We start from the raw sequence: 19019 nt of genomic DNA on the forward strand, positions 1-19019 counted from the left end.
CTGTCACGCCACACCGCGGGGCGCCGGGAGCAACCGTCAGGCGTCGGCGCGCGGAACGCCGAGCGCCCGGGTGAAGCCCTCCGGAACCAGGATGTCATCCGGCGTCAGGTCGTGGATCGAAGACTTGCCCAGCCCGCGCAGCGCGGAGTCGATGCCACCGCTGAGGATGTCCAACACGTTCTCGACACCCGCCTGGCCGTTGGCGGCCAGGCCCCACAGGTAGGCACGTCCGATCATGACGGCCCGGGCGCCCAGCGCCACGGCCTTGACGACGTCGCTGCCGCGGCGGATCCCGCCGTCCAGCAAAACCTCGACCTGATCCCCGACCGCGTCGGCGATGGCCGGCAGGCAGCGGATCGCCGCGGGGGTCCCGTCCAGGTTGTTGCCGCCGTGGTTGGAGACCGTGATCGCCGAAACACCCGCATCCACGGCACGTTTGGCGTCATCGACGCGCACCATGCCCTTGAGTAGGAAAGGACCGCCCCACTGCTCACGCAGCCAGGCGATGTCCTCCCAAGTCGGGGGCGGGGTGCCCATCCACTGCCCGTAAGCCTCGAAGAACGTCGGCCCCGGCTCGCCACGCCGGCCCTGGTTGGGCACACGCAGGTCAGGCGGACGCAGATGCTTGCCGAAGCTCCACAGCCAGCGCGGCTTGGTGAGCACCTCCGGGGACATCCGCAGCATCGTGCGCAGGTCCATCCGCTCCGGGATCTTCGGGCTACCCCAGTCCCGGCCGTGGCTGAAGCTCCAGTCGGTCGTGGCGATGAGCCCGACGGCACCCGCGTCCTTGGCGCGCTGCACACGCTCGGCAATCTCGTCGCGGGACCCGAGCCAGTAGATCTGGAAGAAGATCTTGTCGTTGACGGCGGTGACTTCCTCCATCGGCTTGCTGGCGAACGACGACAGCCCCATGGCGGTTCCGCGTGCCGCAGCCGCGCGGGCCACCGCCACCTCACCGTCGGGATCAACCGCCTGCACACCGGTCGGCGAGATGATGACCGGCATCGAAATGTCTTGACCCATAACGGTTGTCGCCATCTCGCGCTTCTCGGTGGCACCCACCACGTGCGGCGCGAAGCCGAGTTCGGCGAACGACTCGACGTTGTCGGTGACCGTCACGCCCTTCTCGCTGGCAGAGATCAGCGACGAGTAGGCAGACTTGGGCAGCCGCTTCTTGGCCCGCTGCTGGGCGATGGCGACGGTTTCGAACCAGGTATCACGGGCCATGGATTACACCGGACTTTCGTTACAGATTCGGGCGGGGGGCTTGGTCAGCAACTTGAGTGCCACCGGCCCCTGCTTGGTACCGCGGGAGTGGTCACCGCTGGGCTTGGGTTTGATGCGCTCCTGCGCCAGGGCGGGCTCGCCCCAGCCTTCGACGCACTCGGGATCCGGTCCGTCCATCGGCAGACCGGTGAAGAACTTGGCTGCCATGCAGCCACCACGGCAGGCGTCGTAGTGCCCGCAACCGCTGCAGGCGCCGGCCGACTGGGGCTCGCGCAGCTCGCGGAACAACGGGGAGTTCTGCCAGACGTTCTGGAAGCCAGCCCCAAAACCGGTGTCTTCCAGGATGTTTCCGGCCAGGAACTTGTCGTGGATGGCGAACGGGCAGGCGTAGACATCGCCCACCGGGTCGATCAGGCACACCACCCGGCCGGCACCGCACAGGTTCAGACCGGCCAGCGCGCCGGGCTCGCCCAGGCCCGACAGATGGAAGAACGAGTCACCGGTCAGCACCCGCTCACCGTGGGCGACGAGCCAGTTGTACAGCTGACGCTGCTGGTCCGGGGTCGGGTGCAACTCGTCCCAGACATCGGCACCGCGGCCCGACGGGCGCAGCCGGGTGATCCGCAGCGTGGCGCCGTACCGGTCGGCCAGCGCCTTGAACTCATCAAGCTGGTCGACGTTGTGACGGGTCACCACAACTGAGATCTTGGCATCGGAAAAGCCTGCGGCAGCAAGGTTTTCCAGCGCGCGCACGGCCATGTCGAACGAGCCCTTGCCGCGCACGGCGTCGTTGACCTCGGCGTTGGCGCCGTCCAGGGAGATCTGCACGTCGACGTAGTCACTGGCAGCGAGCTTCGCGGCGACCTCGGGCGTGATGCGCACACCGTTGGTGGAGAACTTGACCCCGACATGGTGCTCGGTCGCGTAGTCGACCAGTTCCCAAAAGTCCGGGCGCACAGTGGGTTCGCCACCGCCGATGTTCACGTAGAACACCTGCATGCGTTCCAGCTCGTCGATGATGTCCTTGCACTGCTCGGTGGACAGCTCGCGCGGATCCCGCTTGCCCGAGGAGGACAGGCAGTGCACGCACGCCAGGTTACAGGCGTAGGTGAGCTCCCAGGTCAGGCAGATCGGGGCGTCGAGTCCGTGCTCGAACTGCTCGACGAGCCTTGGCACAGGTGCAACAGAAGTCATTGTGAATTCCCGGGGATGAGCATCTTCGAGGACACCAGCACACTCAACGCGTGCAGGTAGGGGCCTTGGTCGGAGTCTGCGATACCGGCCGCGCGGCACGCGGACCGGGCGTCGGGGTGATCAGCCAGAGAGTTGACCACCTCGACGACCGTCCGGTTCTTCAGAAACGACAGCTTGCGGGTTCCGAAGTGATACAGCAGGGCACCGAACGGCTCCGGCCGCACCGCCACCTGGTGGTGCAACCGCCAGCTGACATCAGGGTCGAATACGACGCCAGTGCGCCCAGCCATATCGGCAACCTCTGCGGACACCGTCAGTAGACCCCGCACATACCGTCGATCGAGACCTCTTCGACGAGCGTCTCGGTGACGAGCTGGGTTTCGGTTTCAACCTGCGGGTTCTGATCCATGAATCGCACCTTTCCTGCAACTGTGGGTCTCGACAATTGTGACCTGAGTCGCAAGAATATGGCATCGAGTGCACAAATGGAAGGGCGGGTTTCATGCGGCAGGCATCCGGGCCCCGCGTCGGTCGGCGCCCGTCCACCACGCAGGATCACATCACCGACGTCGCGCTGGCCCTGTTCGCCAGCCGAGGCTTCGACGAGGTGAGTGTCGACGACGTGGCCAAGGCCGCCGGGATCGCGCGGCGCACACTGTTCCGCTACTACGCCTCCAAGAACGCCATCCCCTGGGGAGACTTCGACGCCCACCTGCAACATCTGCGTGAGCTGCTCGACTCCCTGAGCACCGAGATCTCGCTGGCCGAGGCGCTGCGGGAAGCCCTGCTGTCGTTCAATACCTACGACGACCAGGAGATGGCCCAACACCGACGGCGCATGCGAGTGATCCTGGAAACCGCTGGACTGCAGGCATATTCGATGACCATGTACGCCGGCTGGCGTGAGGTCATCGCGGCCTACGTGGCACAGCGGATCGGCGCGGCACCCCGCGATCTGATGCCGCAGACCGTGGGCTGGCTCATGTTGGGCGTCGCACTGTCGGCGTACGAGCACTGGCTCGCCGATGAGTCGGTCGCCCTGGCAGATGCCATCGCCGACGCCTTCGAGGTGACGCGGCCAGGACTGGAGGCCCTAGCCCCGCGGTAGCTCGTCCCACACGCAGGCCAGTGCCGCCGGACCGGCCGGACCGAGTTTCCCGGTGAGCATGACGGGCGCCTGCGACATGAAACGTGGTGTGCTGCCGCGATGTATGTCGGCGGCATGTGCCGTGAACGGATGGACGACATACATGTCACCGGGCCGGCCCGTGGCATGGGCAACCGGACGGGTCCGGCTCACCTCGTCCACCAGCGCGCCGGCTTCGATGAAGTCGATCGGCTCCGGCCCCAGCGCCCGGGCGACGTCGCGATGTGAACCGACCCGGATGCGCGTCGGCGCATCGTCGGGCCCCACCTCGGACAGCAGCGTCAGCACCAACAGCGTGCTCGGGCGACCACTGACCGCCCATTCGCCTCCCGGCAGCGGGGTGTTGGCGTCGACGTGCCACCCCCGGTCCTCCGCGGGCGGATCGACCGGAAACCGGACCGGGATGTTGCCCAGGGCACCGCGCGGTAGCCAACCCCCGGTTCCGCAGATCCGGTCCAGGGCATCGGCGAGCGGGGCGCTACTCACCACCTGCCGGAACGGGCCCGCGCCGGTGAGATCGGCCGCCCACACCACGGGGTTCTTCCACGACGCCGGTTCATCTGGGGACAGCCCGATCTGCCGCCAGAGCAGATCCCTGGCCGCATCGGCGATTTCGGCCGGGACGGCCTGCGCGATCTTGACGAACCCGTCCCGCTGGAATACGTCGATGTTCACCACGCCGACCACCATGACGCACTCCGCCCGGCCGCGGCCAATGATTTTCCGCCGAAAGTTTCTTCGCACAACCCCGTCGGAGTTCGGTCCCCGGCGGCGACGATAAGGGTGTGAGCGCCGAAACTGACGCTCCGCGGGTACTGCTGAGGTGCTACGACGAGGCCCTGCCAGTGGTGTACGGCTACTTCGTACGACGCTGCGGTGACCGCGGAACCGCCGAAGACCTGACGTCGGAGACGTTCCTGGCCGCCATGGACGCGGCCCGCAGACCGTCGCCGCCGCCCATCTCGGTGCCCTGGTTGATCGGGGTGGCCAGGCATAAACTCGCCGATCACTACCGTCGGCGGCACGATCGGTTCACCGTGCCGGTGGCGGAGCTGCCCGAACCGGTGGACCCGGTGGACGACTGGGATGCCGAGTTGGATCGCATTGTCGCCGAATCGGTTTTGGCCCGGTTACCCGAACATCACCGCACCGTCCTCGTCCTGCGCTACCTCGACGACTGCACGGTGGGTGAATGCGCCGAGCTGATCGGCCGCACGGTGCACGCCACCGAGGCCCTGCTGGTGCGGGCCCGCCGCGCCTTCAGGTCGCAGTACCCGACACCGGAGGGAGGGACGTCGTGATCAACAACCACGATCCGCTGACGGTGCTGAACGGCAATGACCACCCGGTCTCCCCCGATCCGGCGTTCGCCGCCCGGCTGCGCGCGCGGCTGGAATCGGCCCTCACCCTGCCCACCCACGCCGAAGGAGTTGACATGAGCGGAACCGACACTGCCATCGCCGAACTGAATGAGCCCCCGGTCACCCCGGCTCCCCCGCGGCCCGCCGCGGCGGCGATCCCCTATCTGGCCGTACCCGACGCCCGCGCTGCCATCGCCTGGTACATCGAAGCCCTCGGGGCCGTACAGATCGGCGAACCGGTGGTCATGGACGACGGACGCATCGGCCACGCCGAACTCGAGCTGGGCGGCGGGGTGCTGTACCTGGCCGACGAGTACCCAGAGTTGGGCCTGAAGGCACCTGCACCACAGGCCAATTCGGTCAGCCTGATGCTCCAGGTGCGCGACACCGATGCCACCCTGGAGCGGGCCAGGAACCTGGGGGCACTCGTACAGCGTGAGCCCTACGAGAGCTACGGCACCCGCAATGCGGCGATCATCGACCCGTCCGGCCACCGCTGGATGCTGACCGGGGCGGCGACCGGAGCCGTCACCCCCATCCAGCACGGCGACGTCGGCTACGTCTCGGTCTGGGCACCCGACATCGCGCGTGCCGCCCGGTTCTACGGCCACGTGCTGGGCTGGACCTTTGACCCGGCCACCCGGCAGGTCACCAACACCGAACAGCACATCGGCATCTTCAACGCCGACGGCCCGTCCACCCTGTTCTGCGCATACGCCGTGACCGATCTGGACGGGGCCCGCCAGGCCATCCTGGCAGGCGGCGGCCAACCCGGGGAGACCCACGAGTTCGACTTCGGCACCGTGCTGGACGCCACCGACCCGGCCGGAACCGCCTTCGCGGTGTTCCAGCCGACCTCCGTCATCCCCCGCCCCAAGCTCAATGGTGCTGGGCCGGGCGAGCTTTCGTACATCACCTACGAAGTAGCCGACTCGACGGCGTTCAAGGCGTTCTACAGCCGGCTGTTCTTCTGGACCTTCGAATCCGGCCGGGTCGACGACGGCTGGGGGATGCAGGGCAGCCAGCCGATGTCCGGCATGGCCGGCGGCGCGGCACGGGCCGTGACCGTGCCGATGTGGACCGTCGCCGATATCGATGCCGCGGTCAGCCGCGTCGTCGAGGCCGGCGGCACGGTGTTGCAACAGCCGTCACGACAGCCCTACGGACTGATGGCCGAGTGCACCGACGACCAGGGCGGCCGCTTCTACCTCGGCCAGTTCTAGAGCGGTTTGTGGAGTTCTGGCCGCACCCAGCGCGGCTGAAACTCCACAAATCGGAGAAAGTCAGCCCAGGACGTCGGAGATGGGGGCGCCTGCGGCGATCTTGCCTCGGGCCTTCATCACCTTGCCGGGCATGCCGCCGCCGACCACACCGACCACGACACCGTCGCGCTCGTAGAAGGCCAGGAACTTGCGGCCGTCGTCCTCGACCACGTGCACGACATCGTCAGCCTCGGGCTCGCCCAGGCACTGGATCTTGACGTCGTACTGATCGCTCCAGAAGTAGGGCACCGACACGACGGGCGAGGCCTCCTGGCCCAGGATCGCCGGCACCATCGCCCGCGCCTGATCGGCGACGTTGCTCCAGTGCTCAACGCGCGCTTGGTCACCCACGTGATCACGCCACGACGCGACATCGCCGATGGCCCACACGCCCGCGGCACTGGACCGGCCGACCTCGTCGCAGACCACGCCGTTGTCGAGTTCGATCCCGCTGCCCTCCAGCCACTCGACCGCCGGGTGCGATCCGATGCCGACCACCACCAGATCGGCGTCGAGCTCGGTGCCGTCGCCGAGTACCACCTGCTCGACCTTGTCCGCGCCGCGCACCTCGGACACCCCGACGCCGCAGCGCACGTCGACGCCTTCGGCCTGGTGCAGCCGGGTCACCAACGCACCGATCTGCTCGCCCAGCACCGAAGCCAGCGGTGTCGGCTGCGGCTCCACCAGAGCCACCTCGACACCCAGCTTGCGCAGGCTCGCGGCCACCTCGCAGCCGATGAAGCCGGCTCCGACCACCACGGCACGTTGGGCCTTCCGGGCGTGCTCGCGCAGGGCCATGCTCTCGTCGTAGGACCGCAGCACGTGGATGCCGGCCAGATCGCCGAAGGACCGGATGCGCCTGGGCACCAGTCCGGTGGCGATCACGAGCTCGTCGTAGGCCACGTCGCTGCCGTCGGCGAGCTTCAACGTCTTGGCTGCGGTGTCCACCGACTGCCCGGCCGAGCCGAGCCGCAGCGTGATGTCGTTCTCTGCGTAGAACTCGGCCGGCTTGAGCGTGACGTCGTCGGTCTCGGCACGCAGGACTTCCTTGGAAAGCGGCGGCCGATCGTAGGGCAGATGGTCCTCGTCGCTGACGATCGTGATGGGCCCGGCGTACTCCGACCGGCGCAGCTGTTCGGCCGTCCGGGCCGCAGCCAAGCCGCCGCCGACGATGACGATGCCCGCCGCTGAACCCGTAGAAGTAGTCACGTGGGGTTTTTACACGATCGGGGTTAAGCGTTGTAGGGCACCCTACGTTTGCGCAGGCCGATGACCTACCGCCGATTTTGCTCCTCGCGTGCGCGGCGTCACGACCGGCCCCGGTCGATGACATTGGTGAGCACCACGATGCTCTCGCTGCGCTCGATACGGGCCGTTGATCGGATGCGTTCCAGCGCCTCCTCAAGGTGGCGCATGTCGCGTGCCAGCACGTGCAGGATGGCGTCCGCGGTACCCGTCACCGTTGCCGCACTGACCACCTCCGGGATGTCGATCCAGGCTGCGCGCAACTGATCCGGCGAGATGGTTCCTTGGCAGAACACCTGTACATAGGCCTCGGTGCTCCAGCCGAGCACATTGCGGTCGACCACGGTGGTGAAGCCGCGGATCACCCCGTCGGCGACCATGCGGTCCACTCTCCGCTTGACCGCGGGCGCCGACAGATTCACCCGCTGCCCGATCTCGGCGAACGTCGCCCTGGCGTGCTCGGTGAGTGCGGCCAGAATCCGCTCGTCGGTGTCGTCCAGACGCTCCACATCGACCTCCACGCAACAAACCATCGCCGTGACGCGACTTGTGCAATATATCCCCATACATAACGCAACAGGCAGCGATTGATTGCGTCACTGGCACTTCTTATCGTCGATTCATGACGATTTCCGAGGAAGTCATGCCCGACGCTGCGCCCGGGAGCGGCGCGGCGACACCGACACGGTCCGCGACAACCCGCCACTACGCCATGACCGCCCCCGAGTACTTCACCGTCGAATACGCCATCAACCCGTGGATGGACACCGCCACGCCCGTCGACACCGCGCTCGCACTGGCCCAGTGGGACACGCTGCGCCGGGTGTACGCCGACCTCGGCCACACCGTCGACCTGGTGACACCGCGCGACGGCCTGCCCGACATGGTCTACGCCGCCAACGGCGGCTTCCTGGTCGGGGACACCGCGGTGGTGGCTCGTTTCGCCTACCCGCAGCGGGCCGCCGAGGCGGACGCCTACGCCGAGTGGATGGCCGAGGCCGGCTACCGCCCCGTCCGCACCGACCACGTCAACGAAGGCCAGGGCGACCTGCTGCTCGTCGGGTCAAACCTGTTGGCCGGATACGGTTTTCGCACCGACCGGCGCGCCCACGACGAGATCGCGGCCATCACCGGCCTGGACGTGACCAGCCTGGAACTCGTCGACCCGCGCTTCTATCACCTCGACACCGCGTTGGCCGTGCTCGACGACTCGACGATCGCCTACTATCCCCCGGCCTTCAGCGACGACGCCCGAAGGCGTCTTGCCGAACTGTTCAGCGATGCCATCGAAGTGGGCTCGGCCGATGCGTATGTCCTCGGCCTCAACGTGGTGTCCGACGGCCACCACGTCGTGATGCCCGCAGCCGCCTCCGGATTCGCGGGCCAATTGCGCCGGGCCGGATTCGAGCCGGTCGGCGTCGACCTGTCCGAACTCCTCAAAGGCGGCGGATCCGTCAAATGCTGCACCCTGGAGCTACATCCATGACCATGCTGGACGGTGTGGACAACCAGGTCACCCCGGATTCTGTGACCGCCTCGGCGATCGCGCTCGACGATCGCTATGTCGCCCACAACTACTCGCCGCTGCCGGTGGTCGCGGAAAGCGCCGAGGGAGCCTGGATCACCGATGTGACCGGCCGGCGCTACCTCGATTGCCTGGCCGCCTATTCGGCGGTCAACTTCGGACACCGCAATCCCGAGATCATCGCCGCCGCACACGCCCAACTGGACCGGCTGACCCTGGTGAGCCGCGCCTTCCACTCCGACCGGCTCGGTCCGTTCGCGCAGGCACTGGCCGGATTGTGCGACAAGGACATGGTGCTGCCGATGAACAGCGGCGCCGAGGCTGTCGAGAGCGGCATCAAGGTGGCCCGCAAGTGGGCCACCGACGTCAAAGGGGTGACTGCAGAAACATCCAATATCGTGGTGGCGCACAACAACTTCCACGGCCGCACCACCACGATCATCAGCTTCTCCGATGACGAGTCCGCGCGCCGCGGCTTCGGCCCCTACACACCCGGGTTCCGCTCGGTGCCGTTCGGAGACCATCGGGCGCTCGCCGACGCGATCGACGCGAACACCGCCGCGGTGTTGATCGAGCCGATCCAGGGTGAGGCGGGCATCATCGTCCCGCCCGCCGACTTCCTGCCCCGGGTCCGCGAGATCTGCACCCGCAACAACGTGCTGATGATCGCCGACGAGATCCAGTCCGGCCTGGCCCGCACCGGACGCACCTTCGCCTGCGAACACTGGGATGTGGTTCCCGACGTGTATCTGCTCGGCAAGGCTCTCGGCGGTGGCGTGGTACCGCTGTCCGCGGTGGTGGCCGACCGCGACGTACTCGGCGTGCTGCACCCCGGCGAGCACGGCTCCACATTCGGCGGCAACCCACTGGCCACAGCCATCGGCACCACCGTCGTCGGCATGCTGCGCCGTGGCGAATTCCAGCGCCGTTCAACCCAACTCGGAGAACACCTGCACAACCGGCTCACCGGGTTGATCGGGCACGGCGTGACCGCGGTGCGTGGGCTGGGCCTGTGGGCAGGGGTGGACATCGACCCGGATCTGGGCACCGGCAAGCAGTTCGGCCTCGCGTTGGCCGAACGCGGTGTGCTGGTCAAGGACACCCACGGCTCGACCTTGCGGTTCGCCCCGCCCCTGGTGGTGACCGCCGACGAGCTCGACTGGGCCGTTGACCAATTCGCTGACACCCTGACCGAGGCGCGCCGATAATCGGTGGATCGGCAGCAAGGAGGCACCATGTCCGCCCCAGCCAACGGCTTGACCGGCCAGATGTTGCGACGAAGGCCGGTCCTGGGAGCTCCGGTCGCCCACGGCGCCTCCGACCACCTCCGACGAAGTATCGGCACGTTCCAGCTGACGCTGTTCGGCGTCGGCGCCACGGTCGGCACCGGTATCTTCATCGTGCTGCAGCAGGCCGTCCCCAAAGCCGGCCCCGCCGTGCTGGTCTCGTTCATGGTCGCCGGTATCGCCGCCGGATTGTCGGCGCTCTGCTATGCCGAAATGGCGGCAGCCGTGCCGGTTTCGGGCTCCACGTACTCCTACGCGTACACCACGATGGGTGAATTCATCGCAATGGGTGTCGCGGCCTGCCTGCTGCTGGAGTACGGCGTATCCATGTCGGCCACCGCGATCGGCTGGAGCGGCTACCTCAATCAACTGCTGGACAACTGGTTCGGTTGGCGGTTGCCGCACGCACTGTCCGCGGCTCCGTGGGGCGACAACCCCGGGCTGATCAACCTGCCGGCAACGGTCCTGATCATCATGTGCGCACTCCTGTTGATCCGCGGCGCCAGCGAGTCCGCGGCGGTCAACACCGTCATGGTGATCCTCAAACTCGCCGTGCTCGGGATGTTCGTGGCCATCGCGTTCACCGCATTCACCACAGACCATTTCGCCGGCTTCTGGGACAAGGGTTTCGCCGGGATCACCGCTGCCGCCAGCACCATATTCTTCACGTTCATCGGTCTGGACGCCGTATCGACCGCAGGCGACGAGGTGAAGGACCCGCAGAAGACCATGCCGCGGGCGATTCTCGGGGCCCTGGTGGTCGTCACCAGCATCTACATCCTGGTCGCATTCGCCGGCCTCGGCACCCAATCCGCCGACGAGTTCGGTTCCGACGAGCAGTCCGAAGCCGGGCTGTCGGTCATGCTCACCAACATCCTGCACGGGCAGACCTGGGCCAGCAGCATCCTCGCTTTCGGCGCGGTGATCTCGATCTTCTCGGTGACCCTGGTGGTGATGTACGGCCAGACCCGCATCCTGTTCGCCATGGGCCGCGACGGCCTATTGCCACCGATGTTCGCAAAGGTCAACCCGCGCACCATGACTCCGGTGAACAACACCATCATCGTCGCCGCGGTCACCGGCACCCTGGCCGGATTCGTGCCGCTGGACTATTTGTGGGATCTGGTCTCGATCGGCACGCTGGTGGCGTTCATCGTGGTGTCGATCGGCGTGGTCATCCTGCGGGTGCGGGAGCCGGACCTGCCACGTTCCTTCAAGGTTCCCGGCTATCCGGTGACTCCGGTCCTGTCCGTGCTGGCCTGTGGGTTCGTGCTGTGGGGCCTGCCGCGCATCACCTGGCTGTGGTTCAGCATCTGGGTTGCGCTCGTGCTGACGTTCTACCTGCTGTGGAGTCGGCATCACAGTGCACTCAACGACGGTGGCGACGGGTACATCCCGGGTGCGGCCGCGGGTGAGGACGATGTGATGACCACACCTGGAGCCGAGGAGACCCGATGACCGTCGTCGTCGGATACCTGGCCGGCAAGGGCGGGGCATCGGCACTGCACCTCGCGGTCGGCGCGGCCCGGACCCTGAACACCTCGCTGGCAGTGGCCACCGTCGTGCCACGTCCGTGGCTGAACCCGTCTCCGGCCCGCGTCGACGCCGAATATGCCGAGTACGCAGCCCAGTTGGCGGCATCCTCGGCCGAACAGGCACGCCAGCACGTGGCAGCGCTCGACGATCGCCTCGACGTCAGCTTCCACAAGTTCGCGCACCGGTCGGTTTCCGGCGGCCTGTTGGAGGCCATCGCCGAACTCGACGCCGAGCTCCTCGTTCTGGGCTCGGCATCTGAGGGTCAGTTGGGCCAGGTGGTGGTGGGGTCGACCGCGGATCGGCTGCTGCACTCCTGCCCGGTCCCGTTGGCGATCAGCCCGCGCGGCTACCGTCGGCCGAAATCCGCTGTCCTGGCGCGCATCACATGTGCCTACCCGGGATCCCCCGAAGCGGTGGCCGTCGTCCAGCAGGTGACCGACCTGAGCCGACGACTGGAAACGCCCCTGCGCGTGGTCACCTTCGCGGTCCGGGGACGCAACATGTACCCACCGACCGTCGGGCTGCACGCCGAGGACGCGATCCTGCAGGAGTGGGCGAAACAGGCCCAGCAGGCACTGACCCGGTTGAAGGACCAAAAGGTCATCGACGACGACGTGGACCTGCAGGTCGTCACCGGCAACGACTGGAGCGAAGCGCTCGACGCCATCGACTGGCTCGAGGGCGAGATCCTGGCGATCGGAACCTCCCCGGGCGGCGCGGTCGCCCGGGTTTTCCTGGGCTCACATGGATCAAAGATCCTGCGGCACAGCCCGGTTCCGGTTCTCGTCCTCCCGGGCTGACCGCTCCGGAACCGTCAGTACTTGAGCACACCCCGGTCTACGGCGATCTGGCTGCCCGACAGGGTGGCCGAGTTGTCACCGGCCAGGAACGCCACCACGTCCGCGACCTCCTCGGGCGCCATGAACGCCGCGAGTCCCTCGTTCTTGCCGTCGGTCACCTTGTGATACGGCATCGGGGCGAAACTGTGCAGGTAACTCGGGTACTTGGAGAAGATCTCGGCCATTGCCTCCGGTTCGATCATCGGAGTGTCGATCGAGTACGGATGGATCGAGTTGACCCGAATTCCGAACTCCCCCACCTCAAGTGCCAGAGCGTTGGTCAACGCGACCAGCCCGTGCTTCGAGGCAGAGTAGTGGCCGTTGCCCGGCGTGGCCTTGAGCCCGGCCGAGGAGCTGACGATGATGATCGAGCCGCCGTTGCCGGCCTCGATCATGGCGGGCACCGCGGCCCGGATGGTCCGCCAGGTGCCGTTCAGGTTGACGTCGATGATCGTGTCGAACTGCTCGGGCGACATCTCGAACAGCCGTCCCCAGCTGAGCACCCCGGCGTTGGCCACCACGATGTCGAGCCGGCCGAACTGCTCGACGCCGTCGGCCACCACCTGCTGCTGGGCGGCCAGATCGCGGATGTCGACCTCGCGCGCGAGCACCTTGCGGCCCGCGGCCTCGACGGCCGCGACCGTCTCGGCCAGATCCTCCGATGTCGCGGCCGGGTAGGTGATCGAGTCGTCGACGGGCCGGCACACATCGATCGCGATGATGTCGGCGCCCTCGTTCGCCAACCGCACCGCGTGCGCGCGCCCCTGGCCGCGTGCAGCGCCGGTGACGAATGCCACCCGGCCTTCCAGTGTTGCGTTACCTGCCGCCATCCCAGGGTCCTTTCAGTGAGTCTGGCCACAGGCTAACAGCAGAAGTAGAACGTGTTCCTGGACTCCTACCACTGAACGGGATCGCGGATGATCGGACAGGTCACACCGTGCCCGCCACCTCGGCCGCGGCCCAGTTCAGCACCGACGATCGTGATCACCTCTACGCAAGCCGTGCGCAGCAGGAAGCTGGTGTAGGTGATGCGGTCGCAGGCGAACACCACCCCCGGTTCGGGTTGATCCAGAACCAGATCAAAGATCGGCGATGATCTGTCCTCGCTTCGAGGTGTACTCGTCCTCGCTGATGGCGCCCGTCGCACGCAACGTTTCCAGTTCCTGAAGACGTTGGGCCGTCGACGGCGCGGGCGGTGCGATGAAGGGCGCGGACGGTGTACCCGGTTCCGGAGTCACCACCGACGGGGACGGCGCCGCCTGCTGCGCAGCGGCTCGCCGCACCACCGCCTGGACCTGTTCGCGGGCCGCGGGATTCGCCCGTAGGTCGACCATGCTGTTGATACCGATGCCGTGCGCCTTGAGGATCTGCAAGATCTCCATCAGCGGGCCGGACTGGCCGGTCAGGTCGTAGGTCTTGTTCTCCTCGGCGATGGTGAACGTCGCCGGCATCAGACCGCTGACCAGACTGCTTCTCTCCCAATCGATCCGGTATTCGTTGGTGGTCGGGTCAACCAAGGCGACCAGCTTGCGGTTGGTGATCATCGGCAGCCGCGACACCGAGGCCAGCACGCGGTCCTGACTGGCGAACGGCGCAAGGCCAGGTCCCGAGATCTGCAGATCCAGCTTCACCAGCGGCTGCTCGTTGATGCGGGTGTTGGTCTCCTGAATACCGGTGACCTGGGCCAGCGCCAGCACCCCGACCTGTTCGAGCTTCTCGTTCTGCGCCGCCGACTTCGTCCCGGCTGCGGTGAGCCCCAGCGCGATCAGAACATCGATCGCGGTGATCAACAGACCCACCCAGAACATCCACTTCATCATCGGATCACCGCCGCTGACGAAGTAGATGGTCAGGAAGATCGGACCGACGATGCCACACAGCAGCACGAAGGCCTGAATGCGCACGTACCGCCAGAATGTGGACATCACAGGCTCCTGTCGTCGGTTGGGCGCCATCAGATTAACGCCCGGGACCGCGCAGATCAGGAGTGAACGACTCCACCCGCCGCGCCACCCGTCGGCACCACCTGCTGCTGCATCGGCGACGGGCCCAGCATCCGGTACAGCGGCCAGGTCCACCGGTATCCCCCGCCGGCCGACCGGGCGTAACTGGTGTGCACGGCGATCGCCGTGGCGGTCACCTGTTCGGCATCCTCGTCGTAGTCGCAGACCGCGTCGCCACGATCGCACACGCTGATCGTGCGACTGCCGACCGACGCGGGCAGCACGGCCGGGGCGTGAGCCAGGATCGGCCAGTCCTGCGCAACGCCCTTACCGGCTCCGGACAATCCCGTGGCCGTGCCCAGGTTGACGGTGGGGTCGGCAGGCAACCGGTCACCGTCGGCGACCAACAGCGCGCCGGCCAGATTCGGGCTGGCCGACAACGCGGCCAGATTGCGGTGAACGACCATCGCACCCTGCGAGTAGCCGGCGAGAACGACCTTGCTGGACGGGCACTGCTGGGTGAACGCCGCGTACTGGTTGCCCAGCGCCGCCACCCCGGTGTCGACACTGCTCATGAATCCACCCCAGCCCAGTAGATCCCCGTCGGCGGGTACCGGCGCCGCGGGGTAGACCACCGCCTCGGCGGTCATGGTCCGGCCGTCCTGCTGCACCCACTGAGACAGATCGCGCAGGGAGTTGTACACCACCCGGCCCATGCCGGCGTCGACCGTCGGGTCGTCACGTTCACCCGAGCCCGCGACACCGATCCAGTGCAGGTCCGGACATCCAGGACTGGCCTGCGCCGCTCCCGCCGCAAATCCGACCGCCGTGGCGGCAAGTACTGCTGCCGAAGCCAGCGCCCATATCCGTCGCAGTTGTCTCATGTTCGTGCCCCCAAACCCCGTAGCTCGCCTATGCAATAAAGATCGTCTCAGCTACCACAGGCGTTACACCAGACCCAGCAAGAACACGCCGGGAAAACAAAAACGGCGCTCACCCGAAGGTGAGCGCCGCTCTCGCGTGCTAAGTCAGATCACTTGATGATCTTGGTAACGCGACCCGCGCCGACGGTACGACCGCCCTCACGGATGGCGAAACGCAGACCCTCGTCCATGGCGACCGGCTGGATCAGCACGACGGAGATGTCGGTGTTGTCACCGGGCATCACCATCTCGGTGCCCTCGGGCAGGGTAACCACGCCGGTCACGTCCGTGGTACGGAAGTAGAACTGCGGGCGGTAGTTGTTGAAGAACGGCGTGTGGCGGCCGCCCTCGTCCTTGGACAGGATGTAGACGCTGCCCTCGAACTCGGTGTGCGGGGTGGTGGTGCCGGGCTTGACCACAACCTGGCCACGCTCGACGTCCTCGCGCTTGATGCCACGAACCAGCAGACCGACGTTGTCGCCGGCCTGGCCCTGGTCGAGCAGCTTGCGGAACATTTCCACACCGGTGACGGTGGTCTTGGTCGTGGTCGGGCGGATGCCGACGATCTCGACCTCTTCGTTGACGTTAATCACGCCACGCTCGACGCGACCGGTCACCACGGTGCCACGACCGGTGATGGTGAAGACGTCCTCAACGGGCATCAGGAACGGCTTGTCGGTCTCGCGAACCGGATCCGGGATCGACTCGTCGACCGCGTCCATCAGGTCCTCAACCGACTTGACCCACTTCGGGTCGCCCTCCAGCGCCTTCAGCGCGGAGACCCGGATGACCGGGGCGTCCTCGTCGAAGTCCTGGGCGGCCAGCAGTTCGCGGACCTCCATCTCGACGAGCTCGATGAGCTCCTCGTCGTCCACGGCGTCCGACTTGTTCAGGGCCACCAGGATGTAGGGCACACCCACCTGGCGGGCCAGCAGCACGTGCTCGCGGGTCTGCGGCATCGGGCCATCGGTCGCGGCGACCACCAGGATCGCGCCGTCCATCTGGGCGGCACCGGTGATCATGTTCTTGATGTAGTCCGCGTGACCGGGGGCGTCCACGTGGGCGTAGTGCCGCTTCTCGGTCTGGTACTCCACATGGGAGATGTTGATCGTGATGCCGCGCTGACGCTCTTCCGGCGCATTGTCGATCTGGTCGAATGCGCGCGACTCGTTCAACTCGGGGTACTTGTCGTGCAGAACCTTGGTGATTGCTGCAGTAAGCGTCGTCTTGCCGTGGTCAACGTGACCGATGGTCCCGATGTTGACGTGCGGCTTCGTCCGCTCGAACTTCGCCTTCGCCACTGTGGTGTCCTCCTGGACTTGTTGGTGCTTTTACTTAAAGCAATGTTGATGTGTTCAGTTGTGAGCCGCGACAGTTGCCGCGACGAGCTTACTGACCCGTCGCCTTCGCGATGATCTCCTTCGACACGTTCGCCGGAACTTCGGCGTACGAGTCGAACACCATGGAGTAGTTCGCCCGGCCCTGGGTCTTCGACCGAAGGTCGCCGACGTAGCCGAACATCTCCGACAGCGGCACCTGCGCCTTGACGACACGCGCACCGCTGCGCTCCTCCATGGCCTGGATCTGACCACGGCGGGAGTTCAAGTCGCCGATCACTTCACCCATGTAGTCCTCGGGTGTGATGACCTCGACAGCCATGATGGGCTCCAGGATGACCGGCTGAGCCGCCTGCGCGGCCTTCTTCAGCACCTGCGAACCCGCCACCTTGAACGCCATTTCCGAGGAGTCGACCTCGTGGTAGGCGCCGTCGAGCAGCGTCACCTTGACGTTCACCAGCGGGTAGCCGGCCAACACGCCGTACTGCATGGCGTCCTGCGCACCGGCATCCACCGAAGGGATGTACTCACGCGGGATGCGGCCACCGGTGACCTTGTTCTCGAACTCGTAGGTGGCACCGTCCTCGCCGCTGAACGGCTCGAGGTCGATGAGCACCTTCGCGAACTGGCCGGATCCACCCGTCTGCTTCTTGTGGGTGAACTCGACCTTCTCCACCTTGCGGCGGATGGTCTCGCGGTAGGCCACCTGGGGCTTACCGACGTTGGCCTCAACCTTGAACTCGCGACGCATGCGGTCCACCAGGATGTCCAGGTGCAGCTCGCCCATACCGCCGATGACGGTCTGGCCGGTCTCCTGGTCCAGGTGCACCTTGAAGGTCGGATCCTCTTCGGCGAGCTTCTGGATCGCGGTGCCCAGCTTCTCCTGGTCACTCTTGGTCTTGGGCTCGATGGCCACCTCGATCACCGGATCGGGGAAGGTCATCGACTCCAGCACGACCTGCTGGTTCGGATCGCACAGGGTATCGCCGGTGGTGGTGTCCTTCAGACCGATCACGGCGTAGATGTGACCGGCGGACGCCGACTCGACCGGGTTCTCCTTGTTGGCGTGCATCTGGAACAGCTTGCCCAGACGCTCCTTCTTGCCCTTGGTGGCGTTGATGACCTGCGCACCGGACTCGACCTTGCCCGAGTACACGCGGACGTAGGTGAGCTTGCCGAAGAAGGGGTGCACCGCGATCTTGAATGCCAGCGCGGCGAACGGCTCGTCGACCGACGGCTTGCGCAGAACCTCTTCGTCCTCCTTGCCGGGGACGTGGCCCTTGACGGACTCGACATCCAGCGGCGAGGGGAGGTAGTCGATCACGGCGTCCAGCATCGGCTGCACACCCTTGTTCTTGAACGCGCTGCCACACAGCACCGGGTACAGCTCGCTGTTCACGGTCAGCTTGCGGATCGCGCCCTTGATCTCATCGATCGTCAGCTCTTCGCCGCCGAGGTACTTCTCCAGAAGCGCCTCGTCGGTCTCGGCGACGGTATCCATGAGCTCGCTGCGGTACTCGGCGGCCTTGTCGGCCAGGTCCGCGGGGATCTCGACGGTCTCGTAGCTCTCACCGAGCTTGGTCTCGCCGCGCCACACCTTGGCGTTCATCTCGACCAGGTCGACGATGCCCTCGAAGTCGTTCTCGGCACCGATCGGCAGCTGGATCACCAACGGCTTGGCGCCGAGGCGGTCCTTGATGGTCTGCACGGTGAAGTAGAAGTCCGCGCCGAGCTTGTCCATCTTGTTGACGAAGCAGATCCGCGGCACGTCGTACTTGTCGGCCTGACGCCACACCTGCTCAGACTGCGGCTCAACACCCTCCTTGCCGTCGAAGACGGCAACGGCACCGTCGAGCACACGCAGGCTGCGCTCCACCTCAACGGTGAAGTCGACGTGCCCGGGGGTGTCGATGATGTTGATCTGGTTGTTGTTCCAGAAGCAGGTGACGGCTGCGGAGGTGATGGTGATACCACGCTCCTGCTCCTGCTCCATCCAGTCGGTGGTGGAGGCACCGTCGTGCGTTTCACCGATCTTGTAATTGACGCCGGTGTAATAGAGGATGCGCTCGGTCGTCGTCGTCTTACCGGCGTCGATGTGCGCCATGATGCCGATGTTGCGGACCTTGTTCAGGTCAGTCAGCACGTCCTGTGCCACGGAAGTCTTCCCAACTCTTTCGCTTGCTTGATTAGGTGT

The 19019-nt window shown here is 66.3% G+C and carries 19 protein-coding genes and 1 pseudogene; 7 read left to right on the top strand and 13 right to left on the bottom strand.

Going from position 1 to position 19019, the window contains the following annotated elements; translation table 11 throughout:
* Positions 1-36 precede the first annotated feature (36 nt).
* From mftD to mftA, 4 genes are read right to left on the bottom strand one after another with little or no spacing between them, the layout of a single operon-like run.
* A complete protein-coding gene (gene mftD / locus ACWEFV_RS19085) occupies positions 37-1227 on the bottom strand; it encodes a pre-mycofactocin synthase MftD (RefSeq protein WP_135452870.1) in 1191 nt (396 codons plus the stop codon).
* A gap of 3 nt (positions 1228-1230) precedes the next feature.
* Positions 1231-2421 carry a mycofactocin radical SAM maturase gene (gene mftC, locus ACWEFV_RS19090; RefSeq protein ID WP_135452869.1) on the bottom strand — a complete coding sequence of 397 codons (1191 nt, stop codon included), beginning with the start codon at positions 2419-2421 and terminating at the stop codon, positions 1231-1233.
* On the bottom strand, positions 2418-2711 hold the full coding sequence (mftB, locus tag ACWEFV_RS19095; RefSeq protein ID WP_019344465.1) for a mycofactocin biosynthesis chaperone MftB: 294 nt from the start codon (positions 2709-2711) through the stop codon (positions 2418-2420). Before mftB ends, mftC begins: the two co-directional genes overlap by 4 nt.
* 23 nt (positions 2712-2734) lie before the next feature.
* Positions 2735-2830, bottom strand: coding sequence for a mycofactocin precursor MftA (gene mftA / locus ACWEFV_RS19100; RefSeq protein WP_019344466.1), 96 nt, complete (start codon positions 2828-2830; stop codon positions 2735-2737).
* Positions 2831-2923: 93 nt separating this feature from the next.
* Here mftA and mftR point away from each other — a divergent pair, with 93 nt between their 5' ends.
* The gene (gene mftR / locus ACWEFV_RS19105) at positions 2924-3529 is read left to right on the top strand and encodes a mycofactocin system transcriptional regulator (RefSeq protein WP_450071288.1); all 606 of its coding nucleotides are present in this window, start codon (positions 2924-2926) and stop codon (positions 3527-3529) included.
* Here mftR and ACWEFV_RS19110 read toward each other — a convergent pair.
* Positions 3515-4258, bottom strand: coding sequence for a phytanoyl-CoA dioxygenase family protein (locus tag ACWEFV_RS19110; protein ID WP_135452867.1), 744 nt, complete (start codon positions 4256-4258; stop codon positions 3515-3517). The two genes, mftR and ACWEFV_RS19110, sit on opposite strands and share 15 nt — an antisense overlap.
* Before the next feature lie 95 nt (positions 4259-4353).
* On the opposite strand from ACWEFV_RS19110, the gene ACWEFV_RS19115 reads away from it, so the two are divergent.
* A complete protein-coding gene (locus ACWEFV_RS19115) occupies positions 4354-4869 on the top strand; it encodes an RNA polymerase sigma factor (protein ID WP_450071289.1) in 516 nt (171 codons plus the stop codon).
* The gene (locus tag ACWEFV_RS19120; protein ID WP_450071290.1) at positions 4866-6152 is read left to right on the top strand and encodes a VOC family protein; all 1287 of its coding nucleotides are present in this window, start codon (positions 4866-4868) and stop codon (positions 6150-6152) included. Before ACWEFV_RS19115 ends, ACWEFV_RS19120 begins: the two co-directional genes overlap by 4 nt.
* A gap of 60 nt (positions 6153-6212) precedes the next feature.
* Here the strand turns inward: ACWEFV_RS19120 and ACWEFV_RS19125 are convergent, their stop codons facing one another.
* Together ACWEFV_RS19125 and ACWEFV_RS19130 are read right to left on the bottom strand one after the other, a co-directional pair.
* Positions 6213-7400, bottom strand: coding sequence for an NAD(P)/FAD-dependent oxidoreductase (locus tag ACWEFV_RS19125; protein ID WP_450071291.1), 1188 nt, complete (start codon positions 7398-7400; stop codon positions 6213-6215).
* 98 nt (positions 7401-7498) lie between these two features.
* Positions 7499-7945 carry an Lrp/AsnC family transcriptional regulator gene (locus ACWEFV_RS19130; RefSeq protein ID WP_135459869.1) on the bottom strand — a complete coding sequence of 149 codons (447 nt, stop codon included), beginning with the start codon at positions 7943-7945 and terminating at the stop codon, positions 7499-7501.
* Positions 7946-8058: 113 nt separating this feature from the next.
* Between ACWEFV_RS19130 and ddaH the strand changes: the two genes are divergently transcribed.
* Genes ddaH through ACWEFV_RS19150 form a run of 4 tightly spaced genes read left to right on the top strand, consistent with a single transcriptional unit; the run spans position 8059 to position 12583 of the window.
* Entirely contained in the window at positions 8059-8922 is an 864-nt protein-coding gene (ddaH, locus tag ACWEFV_RS19135) for a dimethylargininase (RefSeq protein WP_450071292.1), read from the top strand.
* Positions 8919-10169 carry an ornithine--oxo-acid transaminase gene (rocD, locus tag ACWEFV_RS19140; RefSeq protein WP_450071293.1) on the top strand — a complete coding sequence of 417 codons (1251 nt, stop codon included), beginning with the start codon at positions 8919-8921 and terminating at the stop codon, positions 10167-10169. The genes ddaH and rocD overlap by 4 nt, the downstream gene beginning before the upstream one ends.
* Positions 10170-10196: 27 nt before the next feature.
* Entirely contained in the window at positions 10197-11705 is a 1509-nt protein-coding gene (locus ACWEFV_RS19145) for an amino acid permease (RefSeq protein WP_450071294.1), read from the top strand.
* Complete coding sequence (locus ACWEFV_RS19150; protein WP_450071295.1) at positions 11702-12583, top strand: universal stress protein; 882 nt, start codon at positions 11702-11704, stop codon at positions 12581-12583. The genes ACWEFV_RS19145 and ACWEFV_RS19150 overlap by 4 nt, the downstream gene beginning before the upstream one ends.
* Before the next feature lie 14 nt (positions 12584-12597).
* Here ACWEFV_RS19150 and ACWEFV_RS19155 read toward each other — a convergent pair whose 3' ends face one another.
* The 6 genes and pseudogenes from ACWEFV_RS19155 to fusA form a co-directional block, all read right to left on the bottom strand.
* On the bottom strand, positions 12598-13452 hold the full coding sequence (locus ACWEFV_RS19155; protein ID WP_273732981.1) for a mycofactocin-coupled SDR family oxidoreductase: 855 nt from the start codon (positions 13450-13452) through the stop codon (positions 12598-12600).
* A gap of 65 nt (positions 13453-13517) precedes the next feature.
* A pseudogene (locus ACWEFV_RS19160) lies at positions 13518-13682 on the bottom strand (arginine deiminase family protein); the annotation flags it as partial.
* A 19-nt stretch (positions 13683-13701) separates the two neighbouring features.
* Positions 13702-14547 carry an SHOCT domain-containing protein gene (locus ACWEFV_RS19165; RefSeq protein WP_450071296.1) on the bottom strand — a complete coding sequence of 282 codons (846 nt, stop codon included), beginning with the start codon at positions 14545-14547 and terminating at the stop codon, positions 13702-13704.
* Between the two features lie 56 nt (positions 14548-14603).
* On the bottom strand, positions 14604-15449 hold the full coding sequence (locus tag ACWEFV_RS19170; RefSeq protein WP_450071297.1) for a cutinase family protein: 846 nt from the start codon (positions 15447-15449) through the stop codon (positions 14604-14606).
* A 149-nt stretch (positions 15450-15598) separates the two neighbouring features.
* Positions 15599-16789 (bottom strand): elongation factor Tu, encoded by a 1191-nt coding sequence (gene tuf, locus ACWEFV_RS19175; RefSeq protein WP_135452838.1) that lies wholly within the window; start codon positions 16787-16789, stop codon positions 15599-15601.
* Between the two features lie 88 nt (positions 16790-16877).
* A complete protein-coding gene (gene fusA, locus ACWEFV_RS19180; RefSeq protein ID WP_450071298.1) occupies positions 16878-18980 on the bottom strand; it encodes an elongation factor G in 2103 nt (700 codons plus the stop codon).
* Positions 18981-19019 lie beyond the last annotated feature (39 nt).

This window comes from Mycobacterium sp. NPDC004974, assembly GCF_053600815.1.